Source organism: Paraniabella hibiscisoli, assembly GCF_022512515.1.
GTDB lineage: Bacteria > Bacteroidota > Bacteroidia > Chitinophagales > Chitinophagaceae > Niabella > Niabella hibiscisoli.
The window spans coordinates 142,294-156,657 of the sequence record NZ_JAKWBK010000002.1 but is presented as its reverse complement, the minus strand read 5'-3'; the positions used below and the strand labels follow the sequence as shown (position 1 = coordinate 156,657).

Sequence of the window (14,364 nt, the reverse complement as noted above, 5' to 3'; positions counted from 1 at the left end):
ATGCAACATTATAATAAAGTACAAAAAATTTTAGCTGGTGTGCTGGTCTTTAGCCTCGCATTGAGCTCTTGTAACCTCGATCGTTTCCCACTCAACGGCCCCTCAACCGAAACATTCCCAGCTTCTGATAAAGAAGCACAAATGGGATTGCTGGCTGCCTATCAATCTATCAGCCAGCTGGATGCTTCCAGCACACCTATCTGGCACGTAATGGATAACATCACCGACATTGGCTTTGCGCGCCCGGGCAATAACTACACATCGCCTATAACCAGTGCCTTAACAACAGATAATGCCCTGGCCATAAAACCCTGGCAGTTTCATTACCGCACCATAGCCCGTTGTCATGCCGTATTGGATAAGTTACCCGGCATTAAAGCCTCTATGGCTGAAGCAACTTATAACCAGTTAGATGCGGAGCTGCGTTTTGTTCGGGCTTACGCTTATTCTCAGCTCATCGAGTTATACGGAGCTGTACCTCTGATTAAACAGGCGGTTGGACTGGGTAATTCCAATGTAGAAAGAACGCCCAAAGCTACCATTGAGCAGTTTCTGCTGGATGAGCTGACAGAAATAGCTGAAAGACTGCCTGTTTCCCAATCAACTTTTGGCAATGTAAGGGCTTCCCGCATTGCCGCTTATATGTTGAAGGCTCGTATTGCTCTATATGCTAAAAAATATCCACAGGCGGTAGAAGCCAGCAAGAAGGCTTTAGATCTTTCGGCTGGTGTAAATGACTTAACTCCATTTAATGTTACGGTCAACACAGTAGGTAAGGACCATAGCACAGGCGAACCCAGCACCGCAAACATTTTCGGTCATGAGGGTTACCTGAGCAGTAAAGAATGGATATGGGTGGCAGAATACAATAAGGCAATTGTGGGCAACACGCATAACCAGCAATACTATATTGCTTCAAGATTAGGGAAAGGGGTTTGCTATTGGGGCCCCACCCAGGATTTTATCAATACCTTCCAGGCAACCGATGGTTTACCTATAACAGAGTCTCCTTTATACAATCCGGCAAAGCCTTATGAGAACCGGGATGCAAGGTTAGATATGTACTGTGTTCGTCCCGGGTCACGGTATATGGGTTACCAGTTCGATCCTAATACCAGTTTCAAAACGGTAGCCAATTACTGGCCGGTAATCAATGGTCAGGCTGCTACGCCATCGTCGGTAACTAACACAGATGCCACCAATGCATTCAGATCTTTCAGCGGCTATCTCTGGCGCAAACATACCGACCTGGCTGATTTCAATTCCACCTCCGTAAGTGGTGTTTGTGACCTGGACGTTGGTATCTTCAGACTGGCAGAACTACTGTTGATTTATGCCGAAGCAAAGATTGAAGCCAATGATATTGACGCTACGGTGTATACAGCTATTAACCGTATACGTACACGTGCAAAAATGCCTTCATTGCCTGGCAGTCTTTCTCAGGCACAGCTACGTAAAGCTTTAAGATACGAGCGTAAAGTAGAGCTGGCCAATGACGGTTTACGTTGGTACGACCTGCGCCGCTGGGATATTGCCAAAACAGTAATGAACGGGGTATTGTACCTCAACCGTGATGCCAAAGCCTGGACCAGTGCTGTAGTTACCGGTTTTGACGATAATTATACGCCCATTTATAATCACACGGAAGCGGCTAAATATTTTACGACGCAGGAAGTGGTGTTCAGGGTAAATAAGGATGAGTTATGGCCTGTTCCAAAATCGGAAATAGATGCCAGCAATAAGCTGATACAGAACCCGGATATTAAATGAATATAGTGAATGGTGAGTGGTTAATAGCAAATGATCTATTAAACAAAAACGAATGACAAAATTGTTTCGACCCGAAAGCAGGAGATGGTGGATCATCGCTGTGATCTTTATTGCAATTGTCTTTAATTATGTAGACCGGCAGGTAGTATCTATTCTTAAGCCGGTTTTAAAAGACGAGTTTCAGCTGGACGACAGTGGTTATGCCATAATCATTAATGTATTTACCATTTGTTATGCTTTGATGTATCCGGTAACGGGTTGGATGGTCGATCGTTTTGGAGCAAAAATAGTTATGTTTTATGGCGTATTAACCTGGTCGGTTGCCTGTATCGGTGGTGGATTTGCCCGCAGCGTAGGACAGCTGGCATTTTTCAGAGGAATGTTGGGAGCAGCAGAGCCAACAAATTTTCCTTCGCAGCTCAAAGTAGTTACGGTTTGGTTCCCTGGTAAACTAAGAGCTACGGCTAATAGTTTATGTGTTGCGGGCAGCTCAGTAGGAGCGATCATAGCACCTCCGCTGATAGCATGGCTGGCTATACGATATAATTGGCAGACAGCTTTTATCGTGTTGGGAGCAGTGGGCCTGATCATTGCTTTTTATGGAAACTGGTGTACCGCGATCCGCCGCCACAAGTACTGAGCGAAACATTGGAGCAATCTGCCGCAGCGACCAGTGGCTTTACCTGGAAACAGCTTTGGAATACCAAAAGCTTATGGGGCGTTTTGCTCATAAGGTTTGTTAGTGACCCGGTATGGTACTTTTGTCTTTTCTGGTTGCCGGGATATTTGCAGGAGCAATCCGGGCTTTCCTGGCACAGGTAGGCATGTTTGGCTGGATACCTTTTTTGGTAGCCGACCTTGGCGCTATTGGAACTTCTGCCTGGTCGGACAGGTTGGTTAAAAAAGGCTATGATCCTTTGCGCGCCCGGAAAATAATGCTTACGGCTACCGCCTGTTTCGCACCTCTATGTGCTTTGGCTCCCTACCTGCCCGGGGCCGCCAGCACCCTTATTGTGTTTAGTATTGTAGCAGTTGCCTGTCTCAGTTGGTTGTTTACTATCAGCGTAGTAGTTGCAGAAGCATTCCCGGTGAAAAATGTAGCGAGTGTACTGGGCATCGCCGGTGGATTTGGAGCCCTGGGAGCTGTTCTCTTCAACAGTTTTGTAGGATCACTGATGGGAACCGTTGGTGCGGGAAAAATATTCCTGGCAATGGCCGTTCTGCATCCTGTTGCTGTACTGCTGTTATGGACCATGATAAAAAAGGAACAACCTAAAACCCATTCAATTACTTAAAAATAAAATAACTCAAATGATCAATAATATTATAGAACCAGCCAGGGAATTACCGGTTAGAGCATCAGTAGATGTTTTAGTGATCGGTGGCGGACCGTCAGGTATTATGGCCGCTCTGGCTGCAGCTGAAGACGGAGCTAATGTATTACTGGTGGAGAGCCGCAGTTTCGTAGGTGGAAATATGACCATCGGTTTACCTATTCTTGGGTTTCTGGGGCAAAGGGTAACCAGATCATAAAAGGTCTTCCTCAACAATATATCGACCGGTTGAAAGCTATAGAGGCCTCCAGCGAGCACAGGCCCTGTCCCTTACATATGAGCCTTACCCTGGTAGAGCCGGAAGCGGTAAAGACCGTAGCGTTGCAAATGTTGGTTGAGGCAAATGTGAACATTTTATTTTATGCTTTTTGCGCAGGAGTGGTGAAGGAGGGTGATGATTTAAAAGGCGTGATCATAGAAAGTAAAGCGGGAAGAGAAGTGATCCTGGCAAAAGTGATTATCGACTGCAGCGGTGATGCTGACGTAGCTTTTAAAGCAGGCGTGCCCTGCGAATTTGGCAACGAACAGGGTGGTGCAGCCGCCAACGCTAATGTTCTGCCTGGGCGGTGTGGATACGGAAAAACTTCGCCTAAGCATTGCAGAGGAACCCCGTACTTATCTCACGGACTTTATTCCTGCAGAATATTTCGGGCAAAATAACCAGTTTGTATTGGTAGGCATGCGTAACCTGATCAACCAGGCTAAAGAAGATGGTTTGGCACTGCCTACAGAAAGAACGATCCTTATAACCGGGTTACGTAAAGGAGAAATATGGGTAAACATGACCCGTGTAAATGGGGTAGATGGTACTGATCCCGCTAGTCTTACCCGTGGAGAAATAGAAGGCCGCAAGCAGATCGAGGATATTCAACGTTACCTGGTGGAGTATGTGCCGGGCTTTGAAAATGCTTATTTCCTGAAAACAGCTCCGTTCCTGGGCATCCGCGAAACCCGCCGTATTAAAGGACAGTATACGATGGATCGGGATGATATCATGAGTTGCCGTCATTTTGAAGATGCGATTGCCGTAGCTACCCGCTGGATATTCATCACCCCGTAGGCGGCGGGTGTACCCTTGAATGGTGTGGCGATTGCTATGATATACCTTACCGGTCACTGGTACCACAGCAGGTAAAAAACCTGCTGGTAGCAGGCCGGGCCATTTCCACTACGCACGAAGCCATGTCGGCCATAAGAGTAATGGCGCCTTGTATGGCGATGGGCGAGGCGGCGGGCCGCGCAGCAAAAATGGCTGTAAAAGAAGGTATTCAGCCAGCAGACATCAATGTTAAAGCACTACAAAAAGAGTTGCTGGAAAAGGGCGCTCACCTCCGCATACAGAAGGAAACCTTAGCCACAAACTAATACATCATGTCTCATACAAGAAGAAAATTTATACAACAATTAGGAGCAGCAACGGTATCCGCATCCTTACTGCCTTATAGCAGCCCGGCAACATCAATCCGGTTGAAGCAAGGCTTTCACCGGGTGCTATCCTGTAATATAAGGGTGGCTTTGCCCGAAGACGAGGCCAAAGGGGAGGGGTGGCCGCAACGGAAAGATATATGTATAGAGGTGATCAAAAATCAGCAGCCTGATATAGTTGGTTTCCAGGAAGTATTAAAAGTACAGGCTGAAGATATACGCAAAGCATTCCCCGTTTTAGCTTGTTCGGTTTTGAGGGTCCCGAGATGGATGCCCATCCAACCGGCTATCATGGCATTGCTAAAAATCCGATACTATTTAATAAAGAGCGATATGAGTTATTAACCGGGGGTACTTATTGGTTATCAGAAACGCCGCTGGTGGCAGGCAGCAAGTCCTGGGACACCGCCAGAGCACGTCATGCCAATTGGGTGCGTCTAAAAGAACATAAAACCGGTAAAGAACTGCGGGTAATTAACCTGCACCTGGATCATATATCAGAAGAAGCAAAGCTGCAACAGGCTAAAATGGTGGTGGCTGAAAGCGAACAGTACCCGGCAGATTTTACACAAATACTGACAGGTGACTTTAACAGCCGTTTCGATAGTCGGGTATTTAATGCGGTAAGAGCAGCCGGCTGGAAGGAAAGCTACGAAACCCTGCACGGACAAAATGAGGCAGGCCATACCGGGCACGAATTTGAAGGAACGGCTTATACCAAAGCCGCATCAAAAGGGCGTATCGATTATATATGGTATAGAGGTAATATCAAGCCGGTACAAAGTAAAATTGTAAAAGATGCAGTAAAAGGCAAATTTCCAAGCGATCATTTTTTTCTATTAACAGATTTTGAATCATCTCTCACAGAGAAACCATAAACCCTCAAAACAAAATAAAAAACATGTTAAAGCTAAAAACAACCTGGGTGCTCACATTAGCGCTTATCGCCCAGCTAGCCTTTGCCCAGGATAAATACCAGAAGCCGGCTTTAGAACAAAAAAGTCCTGGTCGGTAATAATGGTACCCGACATACAGAATTATGTAAAATGGAGCAGGAATCAGCCCATTCTCGACCTGATGATGGCCTGGATTGAAGACAATATTGACAGTCTTAATATTAAGATGGTCGTTGGCGTTGGTGACCTGGTGGAGAATAATGAAAAGATTACTACCGATTACGATGGCAATCAAACCACACAAAAACAGTGGGAAGCTGCCGCCGGAGCCTTTGGTAAACTGGATGGAAAAGTACCTTATATAGCTGCTACTGGTAATCATGATTACAGTATTGATCGCGAAGGCAACAGAAATTCCCGCTATAACGAGTTCTTTCCTGCCAATAAAAACTTCTTAAACCACAAATTCCTGGTACAGAACAGTCGTAATGAACAAGGGCAGCCTACTTTGGAAAATTCGGCTTACGAATTGAAAAACCTGAACGGGAAAGACTATTTATTTATGACGGTAGAATATGGTCCGCGCGACTCCGTGCTTACATGGGCTAAAAAAGTAGCCGCTTTACAACAGTACAAAAACCATCGCCTTGTACTGGCCACCCATAATTACTTATCTCAAAAAGATCAGCATACTGCAGGAGAGATCAAATGGTTATTCTGGGAGCCTTACAATATTAATAATATGATACAGAAGGCGCCACATGTAAAAATGCCTTTTGCTAATAATGGAGTACAGATCTGGCAAAAGCTGGTTCAGCCTGCCTCCAATATAGAATTAGTATTGTGCGGGCATATATCCGGAGAAGGTTATCGTGCCGATAAAAACGCATCAGGCAAAACTGTGCACCAGATGTTGTTTGACGCCCAATCGATGGGTGGCGGGCACCGCGATGGTAATGGTGGTGACGGGTGGTTGAGGATATTAGAGTTTTTACCGGATGGGAAAACGGTTAAGGTAAAAACTTTTTCTCCGTTTTTTGGCGCTTCGCCTTCTACCCGGCACCTGGCTTATAAAAAAGACGCCCGCAATGAGTACCAGATAAAATTCGACTAAGATACTTTCTTAACGAATCAACGATTTTTATAAAACGCCTGCTGTCACAGGCATAACGATTACGCCATCATGAAACAAGAAACAACAATTAGCAACCAGCTGGGTATACCACGCCCTTTATTGTCGGGTTACCTGGGCATTATGTTATTTATGATGGGGGACGGGATGGAACAGGGTTGGTTAAGTCCCTACCTCATAGAAAAAGGAATGAGCATACAGCAAACGGCATCTTTATTTACAGCCTACGGTGTAACTATTGCAATAGCTTCCTGGTTTTCGGGGTGCTGGCCGAAAGTCTCACACCCAAAAAATCCATGCTCATTGGTTTAATTATTTACTTGCTGGGAACGGTAGGGTTTATCGGTATGGGTATGGAGTCGCTGGATTTTACCACCATGTTGATCACTTATGCCCTGCGTGGATTCGGCTATCCCTTATTTGCTTACTCTTTCCTGGTATGGATATCGTACCTGACGCCTCAAAAAATGCTGGGACGTGCAGTAGGTTGGTTTTGGTTTGTATTTACCGGCGGATTAAATGTGCTGGGCGCATTCTATTCCAGCTGGGCAATTCGCGAACTGGGACATATCAATGCATTATGGAGTGCTGTGTTTTGGGTATTGTTGGGCGCGTTATTCGCCCTCGTATGGAATAAAGCAACATTTCCTTCCAGCAACACGGCCGGTAAGCTGGCAGAGTTGAGCAAAGGCCTTACCATTGTAAAAGAGGAACCCAAAGTACTGCTTGCCGGTATTGTAAGGGTCATCAATACTACAGCTCAATTTGCCTTCCCGGTATTTCTGCCTACTTATATGGCTGCTCACGGTTTCGATACCACCGAATGGTTGTATATATGGGGCACCATCTTTACAAGCAATATTGCCTTTAACCTGATATTCGGTTTTGTGGGCGATCGCTTTGGGTGGCGGCAAACCATTATCTGGTTTGGAGGTGTGGGTTGTGGCGTCACTACTTTGTTACTGTACTATATTCCTCAATACAGCCCCGGCAGTTACTGGGTGGTGATGTTGGCCGGTATTTTATGGGGCGCATGTCTTGCCGGTTATGTGCCCTTATCTGCTTTAACACCTTCGTTGGTTAGCAAAGATAAAGGAGCCGCAATGGCTATTTTAAACCTTGGCGCAGGGTTAGCCGTTTTTGCCGGACCGGCGATTGTGGGCTTATTTATAGCACCGCTGGGCAACGAGGGTGTGATATGGATCCTGGCTGGCCTGTATTTTATCAGCGCCATATTAACCTTTTTATAAAACCCCGGGCCACCGTTTTAAAGGCTGAACCACAGACGCTGGAAACAATATAATAATGCATGATAATGGAAAGTTATCATCGGTTTAAACATAAAAGAATAGAAAATGAGAATATTAGTAACCGCACCTTATCATGAACAAGGTTTATTAGAGTTGAAGTCGAATTTTGGAGAAGTGATCTATAAACCCTGGAAAGAAAACGATCGTGCTTTTAATGAAGACGAATTAATTCAGTTGCTTAATGAAACAAAAGCAGAAGCACTGATTACAGAGCATGATCATGTAACCGTAAAAGTGTTAGAAGCCCATCAACACCTTCAGTTCATAGGTGTTTGCCGGGGCACTCCGTCTAACGTGGCCTTAACAGTAGCTACAGCATTAAAGATGCCTGTTTTTTATACACCGGCGCGTAATGCACAGGCCGTGGCTGAATTATTTATAGCCAATACTATTTGCTTTTTGCGGCAGGTATTGCCGGGCATTCAATGGTTGAAAGATCGAAAATGGGAAGCGGGTGCGCACACTTCTTACCTGCAATTTAAAGGAGCAGAACTGGCGGGCAAAACCATTGGCCTGGTGGGTTTTGGGGCCATCGGTCAGCTGATTGCCGGTATGGTAGCCTCTTATCCTTGCACTATTCAATATTATGATCCTTATGTAGATGCAGCCTCCTTTCCCGGCTACAAAAAACTGGTCTCGAAGAGCTGTTCAGCAGCAGTGATATTGTATCCATTCATCTGCCGGTAACTAAAGAAACACAACAATTAATCAATCATTCGGTGCTGAAGCTCATGCATCGTAATGCTCTATTTGTGAACACCGCCAGGGCTTCAGTGGTTAATCGAAATGATTTGTATGAAGTATTGGCTTCAGGCAGCATAAAAGGCGCTATTTTAGATGTGTTTGATAATGAGCCGCCGGATGAGCTGGATTATAAAATAATCGACCTGCCCAATGTAATGGCCACGCCACATATTGCAGGCGCTACTTTCGAGGTAGAAGACCATCATGTACGAATCATGAATAAGGTCCTTATAGACTGGTTTATAAACGGCATACAGACCGCTGATAAAATTTATAATAAAGAAGTTGTAGCTTCTGTTATCTAAATACAAGGTACATGAAACAAGATGCATATATAATTATTGATATTGGCACCGGCAATGTAAGGGTAGCTGTAGTAACGCCGGATGGGAAAGTGCTGGGCGTAGGCCGGGGCGATATTCATTATAAGCGGGATGAACTGTATCCTGAATCCATTTATTTTGAGCCTGATCAGCTATGGCAACAGATCACCCAACTGGGTAAAGAGGCTTTGTTACAGGCAGGTGAAGTAAACATCAAAGCATTAACTACTACCAGCCAGCGGGAAGGAATTGTATTAATGACTTCGCAGGGACGTTCTTTAATAGGTTTGCCTAATATTGATCACCGGGGCAGGGAGTGGGAAGACGGACTTTCAGATAAAAGCCGGGTATACCAGTTGTCAGGCCGGTATCCTACATCCTTGTTTTCAGCCTATAAATTGGAAGGCATTCGCCAGAGACGTAAAGAAATCTGGCAGGAATGCGGGTATTTTTTGAGTATCAGCGACTGGGCAGCGTACCAATTGTCAGGCGTTGCCGCTTACGAACATTCACAGGCTTCAGAAACTCTATTATACGATGTAGCTGCCGGGAGCTGGAGTAAAGAACTGGCCGCTATATTTAATATGGAGGAGGCGTATTGCCCGGCAACAACTACCTCTGGCGACAAGCTAGGTACAATACTTCCCGGCATAGCGGATACATGGCGTTTAGATGCCCATGCAGTGGTAGTGACAGGCGGGGGCGATACACAATTGGCTATGAAAAGTACACAACCACTGGTGGATGATATTGTCATTGTATCCGGCACAACAACACCCATTGTAAAAATAACCGATCACTATATTATCGATCAGCAGGAAAGAACCTGGACCAGCCGGGATATAGAGCCCGGACGCTTTGTATTTGAAGCCAACGCAGGCGTAACGGGTTTGAACTATCAACGTTTGAAAGAAGTGTTTTATCCCAACGAGGGTTACGAGGTAATAGAACGTGAACTGGAAGCCAATCCCCATAGGCATTGTACCGCTTCCCTGGGTTCCTTAATAGCAACAGAACAAAAACCGGTACTGGCTGGTGGTTTTGTGTTCCCGGTTCCGGTGTCCCACGAACTGTCCCGCAGTTCTTTTGTATGGGCTACTTTAATGGATATTGCTTTTTCAATAGCAGGGAACTATGAGGTTTTGAAAGAAGTATCGGGGCATGACAAAGATTATGTATGGGCTTGTGGGGGTGGTTTACAAAGTAAAACCCTGCGTCAGCTTATCGCCAATATTCTGGGTAAAAAGTGCAGGTTCGCAAAGGCTTTGAGCAGGCTTCTGCCATAGGTGGGGCTTTGATCTGCAACCAGGCGCTGGGTGTTGGCAGTGAAAGTATTGATAGCGAGATCGAATCGGTAGCTCCACAGGATCACCTGAAGGAATCGTTTTTGCAGCACCGGGATCAGTGGAAGCAAACCCGCGACTATTTTAAAACATTGACAGCCGCCACACAATGACAACCGCTTATTTTATAGGAATAGATGTAGGCACACAGGGTGCGAGGGTAGCGGTTTTTGACAGGCAGGGATCTCAGCTGGCGGCTCATGATGAAGTGTTTGAGCTCTCGGCAAATTCCAGGCAGGAGCAGGATCCCCGTTTGTGGTGGAATTCCTGTCATCGCTCTCTCCAGCAAGTTTGTAAAGAACTGTCGGCAACAATCGATCTTACCAATATTCGATCGGTAGGCGTTACCTCAACATCCGGAACCATTATTCCAATGGGATATGATGATCGACCACTGTACCCGGCGATTATGTACAGCGACGGTCGGTCGGCGGAAGAAGCTATTGCCTGTAAAGAGGCAGCTATAAGTTCGGGCGCTGAGGGGTATATTGCATTTAATGCTTCAAGTGGCTTGCCAAAAATGCTCTGGTTTTTACGCAATTATCCTGATAAAATTACCCGCCTAAAGCGTTTTATTCATGCATCCGATTTTATTACCGGAATGCTGAGCGGTAACTTTTCGGTTACCGATTATACCAATGTATTAAAATCGGGTTACGATTTGCACCGGCTTCGCTGGCCTGATTATATTACTGCTTCCTCAGGTATTAGAAAGGAATGGTTGCAGGAGGTAGTACCCTCTGGCACACCCATCGGTCATTTAAAAAATGATTGGGCGAAGGATTTGGGATTGTCTGGGTCGGTAGTGGTTACTGCAGGTATTACGGATGGCTGTGCTTCTCAAATCGCCTCCGGAGCGGTAAACCTGGGAGATTGGAATACGACCATTGGCACTACCTTAGTAATTAAGGGAGTTACAAAGGAAGAGATAGAAGATCCTGCAGGGGCCATTTATTGCCACCGGCACCCCGAAGGTTTCTGGATGCCGGGTGGTGCCAGCAATACGGGTGCAGACTGGGTAAGCAGCCGCTTTGCCGGGGCTGATCTGTCTGCCCTGGCGGATGAAGCAGCAACACTGGTTCCCGGCCAGCACCTGGCCTGGCCTCTGATGCAAAAAGGGGAACGTTTTCCATTTATCGCACCTGACGCGGTAGGGTTTGCGCCTGGAGGCCTTTCTGATGTTGCTTTATTTATAGCTTATATGGAAGGAGTAGCCTATATAGAGCGTTATGCTTTTGAGAGGATCAGGAAATTATCGGGTGAACCGGTTACCCAGGTTTTTTCGGCAGGCGGCGCCAGTAATAGTGATACCTGGCTGCAAATAAGAAGCGATGTGTTAAACATCCCCATACACAAAACAAGAAATGTTACCGGGGCGGCAGGCGCTGCTATTACAGCTGCGTCGGGTACCTGGTTTTCGAATATCAGCGCTGCTGCGGCGCAAATGGTGCATCCCGATAAAATAGTAACGCCGCGGGAACCAATGGTGGCGGCCTATGAAAGCCGCTATCGCGATTTTATCCAACTTCTAAAAGAAAAAAATATATCAATGAGTGAGAGCGCATTGCTTAAAGTGTATTTATTAAGACATGGTCAAACTGCGTGGAACGCAGATAATAACAGATACTGTGGCAGAACTGATATTCCCCTTACAGAAAAAGGATTGGCACAGGCTACCGCGGTGCGTGATCAGCTGCAGGGGATTAAGCTGGATGCTGTTTACACTTCTCCTTTACAGCGGGCCAGTAAAACAGCTCATATTGCTACAGGTTTAGAGCCTGTTGCCGACCAGCGGCTGATTGAAGTGGATTTCGGACAATGGGAATATAAAACCCGGGAAGAATTTATAGCGGAAAATCCCACTTCCTGGGAGCGCTGGGATAAAGATCCTACTCACGTAAAAGCGGGCGTCACCGGGGAGACTGCCAATGAAATAGTAGCCAGGGTAGATGACTTTTTAAGGAGGCCTACCAACGCCATGCAGGTCAAACGATACTGGTTGCGGCTCATAATGGGGTGAACCGCCTGTATATGGCTTATAAATTAGGCATGCCACTGCGTAATTACCGTCAACTTGTGCAGCATAATTCAGCTATTACCTTTTTTACCTTAAACGCAGAAGGCCTCTTTACATTAGAATACCTGAATACAAAACTTAAGTAAAATGATTTCATTAAAAAATATAGGGCTGCTGGCAGCCTATACACTAACAGCGCTGAGCGGCTTTTCTCAGAAACAACTGCATCGACTGGACCTGAAAACTCCGCAACAGCTACAGGCCTTTTTTAAACATACAAAAAGTAATGCACCGGTTATCAGCGGGCACCGCGGTTGCGATATCGCAGATTATCCCGAAAATTCTATCGAAGCCTTCGAGTATGTTTTACAGCATACGCCCGCTTTCTTTGAGATCGATCCGCGAATGACAAAAGACAGCGTTATTGTTTTAATGCACGACGCAACTTTGGACCGGACTACTAATGGTAACGGAAAACTATCGGATTATACCTGGGCTGAAGTTCAGCAGTTAAGGCTAAAAGACAGGTTTGGCAAATTAACCCCTTACCGGATCCCAACCCTGGCGCAGGTAATCGAATGGGGAGAGGCAAGACAATCTTAAACCTGGATAAAAAGATGTGCCCGCTGAAATGACCGACAGGATTATTAAAAAGCATAATGCAGGGGCTTTTGTAATGGTAACGGTGCACAATGCCGAACAGGCCAGGTTTTACTTTGAAAAAGATCCCAACCGGATGATGTCGGCATTTGTTAAAACGGAAAAAGCGCTAAAGGAATACGAAGCGGCGGGCATTCCCTGGAAAAATATGATCGCCTATATCGGGTCGGAAAATAAGCCGGAAAATAAAATAATGCTGGATCTCTTACACCAGCGAAAGGTAAAATGCATGATATCGGCGGCACCGGTTTACGATAAGCTGGCTACTATTGAGCAAAGAGCCCAGGCTTACCGGGAGATATTTCAATCAGGAGCAGATATCCTCGAATCAGATTTTCCGGTAGAAGTTGCCACGGCCATTAGTCCAACTGTAAAGAAAAAATAAAACAGATCATTGCGATTTATCCGGCAGCCGCAGCTTTAATAGCGGCAATATCTATTTTTTTCATTTGTAAAAAAGCCCTGGTTATGCGGTCCACCTGGTCCTGGCTGCCTTCTTTCATCATTGTTTCCATTTCCGTTGATGTAATTTGCCAGCTAAAGCCGAATTTATCCTTTAACCAGCCGCACTGTTCAGATTCGGGTACCGCGGATAATTGATTCCAGTAGTGATCAATCTCCGCCTGGTTATTACAGGTAACCATCAACGAAACCGATTCGTTGAACTCAAAGCCATGCTGATGAGCGCTATCCATAGCCATCAGCCAGGTGTCTTCGAGCTTAAAATCAGCAAACATGATGGTACCGGCTTTATCGGGGTCCATTCCTTCAGGATAGTAAACATGCGTACCCTGTTCTGAACCGGGGAACGTGGAATTGTAAAAATGAATAGCCTCTTCTGCTCTGCCCAGAATTTTACCGGTAAACATAAGTGCGGGTAAAATGGCAGGGCGAGGATCGCCGGATGGATCGGTGAGCATCAGTTGCCAGCTCAGCCCATATTTATCCTGTACCCAACCATACAGCTGGCTAAAAGGATATTCTCCCAGGGGCATTAATGCCTTGCCGCCATCCATTAATTGTTGCCAGTTTTTTCCAGGCTTTGCCTTGCCGCGGCTTCCTGTTCTTCAGGAGTGCCTTTGAAAAAAGCGTATCATAATTCACCATAAAAGATATGGAAGGATTGAACTGAAAAAGGGGCCCCGCGCTGATGGCCATAAATTCCTTATTCCAAATGGTAAAGTAAGCAATATCGCAATCGCCGGAAGGTGTATCCCGGATCGTTGAAGTGTGCGTGATCTGTGACTCCGGGAAAACGGAAGTATAGAAATCGGCTGCTTCCAGGGCCTGTTTATCGAACCAGAGGTGTGGGATAATTTTTGCATGGTTTTCTTTTTTGAAGAGAGGTCAATAGTTATGCCAGTATGAGTACGTCGAATATTTATTTATTCTGAGGTTAATTACGAAAAG

17 protein-coding genes and 2 pseudogenes are annotated in these 14,364 nt (G+C 45.8%); 17 read left to right on the top strand and 2 right to left on the bottom strand.

Features of this window, described 5'->3' with window-relative positions:
• From MKP07_RS29295 to MKP07_RS29220, 17 genes and pseudogenes are all read left to right on the top strand, one after another.
• Positions 1–1,770: a RagB/SusD family nutrient uptake outer membrane protein gene (locus tag MKP07_RS29295; RefSeq protein ID WP_240851450.1), complete on the top strand. Its 1,770-nt coding sequence runs from the start codon at positions 1–3 to the stop codon at positions 1,768–1,770.
• 52 nt (positions 1,771–1,822) lie between these two features.
• The gene (locus tag MKP07_RS29290; RefSeq protein WP_240851448.1) at positions 1,823–2,410 is read left to right on the top strand and encodes an MFS transporter; all 588 of its coding nucleotides are present in this window, start codon (positions 1,823–1,825) and stop codon (positions 2,408–2,410) included.
• Between the two features lie 112 nt (positions 2,411–2,522).
• Complete coding sequence (locus MKP07_RS29285) at positions 2,523–3,065, top strand: hypothetical protein (RefSeq protein WP_240851446.1); 543 nt, start codon at positions 2,523–2,525, stop codon at positions 3,063–3,065.
• Between the two features lie 16 nt (positions 3,066–3,081).
• Positions 3,082–3,303 carry an FAD-dependent oxidoreductase gene (locus MKP07_RS39970; protein ID WP_317236134.1) on the top strand — a complete coding sequence of 74 codons (222 nt, stop codon included), beginning with the start codon at positions 3,082–3,084 and terminating at the stop codon, positions 3,301–3,303.
• Between the two features lie 29 nt (positions 3,304–3,332).
• Positions 3,333–4,469 (top strand): annotated as a pseudogene (locus MKP07_RS29280) (FAD-dependent oxidoreductase).
• A 6-nt stretch (positions 4,470–4,475) separates the two neighbouring features.
• Positions 4,476–4,874, top strand: coding sequence for an endonuclease/exonuclease/phosphatase family protein (locus MKP07_RS29275; RefSeq protein WP_240851444.1), 399 nt, complete (start codon positions 4,476–4,478; stop codon positions 4,872–4,874).
• Positions 4,796–5,407, top strand: coding sequence for an endonuclease/exonuclease/phosphatase family protein (locus MKP07_RS29270; RefSeq protein ID WP_240851442.1), 612 nt, complete (start codon positions 4,796–4,798; stop codon positions 5,405–5,407). The genes MKP07_RS29275 and MKP07_RS29270 overlap by 79 nt, the downstream gene beginning before the upstream one ends.
• Before the next feature lie 139 nt (positions 5,408–5,546).
• Positions 5,547–6,539, top strand: a complete 993-nt coding sequence (locus tag MKP07_RS29265) for a metallophosphoesterase (protein WP_240851440.1) — start codon at positions 5,547–5,549, stop codon at positions 6,537–6,539.
• A gap of 69 nt (positions 6,540–6,608) precedes the next feature.
• Positions 6,609–6,869: a hypothetical protein gene (locus MKP07_RS29260; protein ID WP_240851438.1), complete on the top strand. Its 261-nt coding sequence runs from the start codon at positions 6,609–6,611 to the stop codon at positions 6,867–6,869.
• Positions 6,854–7,807 carry an MFS transporter gene (locus MKP07_RS29255; protein ID WP_240851436.1) on the top strand — a complete coding sequence of 318 codons (954 nt, stop codon included), beginning with the start codon at positions 6,854–6,856 and terminating at the stop codon, positions 7,805–7,807. Before MKP07_RS29260 ends, MKP07_RS29255 begins: the two co-directional genes overlap by 16 nt.
• 105 nt (positions 7,808–7,912) lie before the next feature.
• Positions 7,913–8,554, top strand: a complete 642-nt coding sequence (locus MKP07_RS39965) for an NAD(P)-dependent oxidoreductase (RefSeq protein ID WP_262919998.1) — start codon at positions 7,913–7,915, stop codon at positions 8,552–8,554.
• The gene (locus MKP07_RS39960) at positions 8,512–8,916 is read left to right on the top strand and encodes an NAD(P)-dependent oxidoreductase (RefSeq protein ID WP_317236155.1); all 405 of its coding nucleotides are present in this window, start codon (positions 8,512–8,514) and stop codon (positions 8,914–8,916) included. Before MKP07_RS39965 ends, MKP07_RS39960 begins: the two co-directional genes overlap by 43 nt.
• Before the next feature lie 11 nt (positions 8,917–8,927).
• The gene (locus MKP07_RS29245) at positions 8,928–10,220 is read left to right on the top strand and encodes an FGGY-family carbohydrate kinase (protein WP_240851435.1); all 1,293 of its coding nucleotides are present in this window, start codon (positions 8,928–8,930) and stop codon (positions 10,218–10,220) included.
• Positions 10,181–10,390, top strand: a complete 210-nt coding sequence (locus MKP07_RS29240; protein WP_240851433.1) for a hypothetical protein — start codon at positions 10,181–10,183, stop codon at positions 10,388–10,390. Before MKP07_RS29245 ends, MKP07_RS29240 begins: the two co-directional genes overlap by 40 nt.
• Positions 10,387–12,440: pseudogene (locus MKP07_RS29235) on the top strand (histidine phosphatase family protein). The gene MKP07_RS29240 and the pseudogene MKP07_RS29235 overlap by 4 nt, the downstream one beginning before the upstream one ends.
• Before the next feature lies 1 nt (position 12,441).
• Complete coding sequence (locus MKP07_RS29225) at positions 12,442–12,897, top strand: glycerophosphodiester phosphodiesterase family protein (protein ID WP_240851428.1); 456 nt, start codon at positions 12,442–12,444, stop codon at positions 12,895–12,897.
• Between the two features lie 28 nt (positions 12,898–12,925).
• Positions 12,926–13,339, top strand: coding sequence for a hypothetical protein (locus MKP07_RS29220; RefSeq protein WP_240851426.1), 414 nt, complete (start codon positions 12,926–12,928; stop codon positions 13,337–13,339).
• Between the two features lie 16 nt (positions 13,340–13,355).
• On the opposite strand, the gene MKP07_RS29215 is transcribed toward MKP07_RS29220, so the two are convergent.
• Together MKP07_RS29215 and MKP07_RS43140 are read right to left on the bottom strand one after the other, a co-directional pair.
• A complete protein-coding gene (locus tag MKP07_RS29215; protein ID WP_262919997.1) occupies positions 13,356–13,970 on the bottom strand; it encodes a VOC family protein in 615 nt (204 codons plus the stop codon).
• Positions 13,924–14,238 carry a VOC family protein gene (locus MKP07_RS43140; protein ID WP_394803729.1) on the bottom strand — a complete coding sequence of 105 codons (315 nt, stop codon included), beginning with the start codon at positions 14,236–14,238 and terminating at the stop codon, positions 13,924–13,926. Before MKP07_RS43140 ends, MKP07_RS29215 begins: the two co-directional genes overlap by 47 nt.
• Positions 14,239–14,364: the final 126 nt, after the last annotated feature.

Excerpts from the sequence above, each read along its gene's own strand:
- MKP07_RS39965 (WP_262919998.1), top strand. The coding sequence starts at position 7,913 with ATGAGAATATTAGTAACCGCACCTTATCATGAACAAGGTTTATTAGAG.
- MKP07_RS29245 (WP_240851435.1), top strand. The coding sequence starts at position 8,928 with ATGAAACAAGATGCATATATAATTATTGATATTGGCACCGGCAATGTA.
- MKP07_RS29220 (WP_240851426.1), top strand. The coding sequence starts at position 12,926 with ATGACCGACAGGATTATTAAAAAGCATAATGCAGGGGCTTTTGTAATG.
- MKP07_RS29270 (WP_240851442.1), top strand. The coding sequence starts at position 4,796 with ATGGATGCCCATCCAACCGGCTATCATGGCATTGCTAAAAATCCGATA.
- MKP07_RS39970 (WP_317236134.1), top strand. The coding sequence starts at position 3,082 with ATGATCAATAATATTATAGAACCAGCCAGGGAATTACCGGTTAGAGCA.
- MKP07_RS29255 (WP_240851436.1), top strand. The coding sequence starts at position 6,854 with ATGCTCATTGGTTTAATTATTTACTTGCTGGGAACGGTAGGGTTTATC.
- MKP07_RS29295 (WP_240851450.1), top strand. The coding sequence starts at position 1 with ATGCAACATTATAATAAAGTACAAAAAATTTTAGCTGGTGTGCTGGTC.
- MKP07_RS29265 (WP_240851440.1), top strand. The coding sequence starts at position 5,547 with ATGGTACCCGACATACAGAATTATGTAAAATGGAGCAGGAATCAGCCC.
- MKP07_RS29275 (WP_240851444.1), top strand. The coding sequence starts at position 4,476 with ATGTCTCATACAAGAAGAAAATTTATACAACAATTAGGAGCAGCAACG.
- MKP07_RS29260 (WP_240851438.1), top strand. The coding sequence starts at position 6,609 with ATGAAACAAGAAACAACAATTAGCAACCAGCTGGGTATACCACGCCCT.
- MKP07_RS29290 (WP_240851448.1), top strand. The coding sequence starts at position 1,823 with ATGACAAAATTGTTTCGACCCGAAAGCAGGAGATGGTGGATCATCGCT.
- MKP07_RS29225 (WP_240851428.1), top strand. The coding sequence starts at position 12,442 with ATGATTTCATTAAAAAATATAGGGCTGCTGGCAGCCTATACACTAACA.
- MKP07_RS29215 (WP_262919997.1), bottom strand. The coding sequence starts at position 13,970 with ATGGATGGCGGCAAGGCATTAATGCCCCTGGGAGAATATCCTTTTAGC.
- MKP07_RS29285 (WP_240851446.1), top strand. The coding sequence starts at position 2,523 with ATGGTACTTTTGTCTTTTCTGGTTGCCGGGATATTTGCAGGAGCAATC.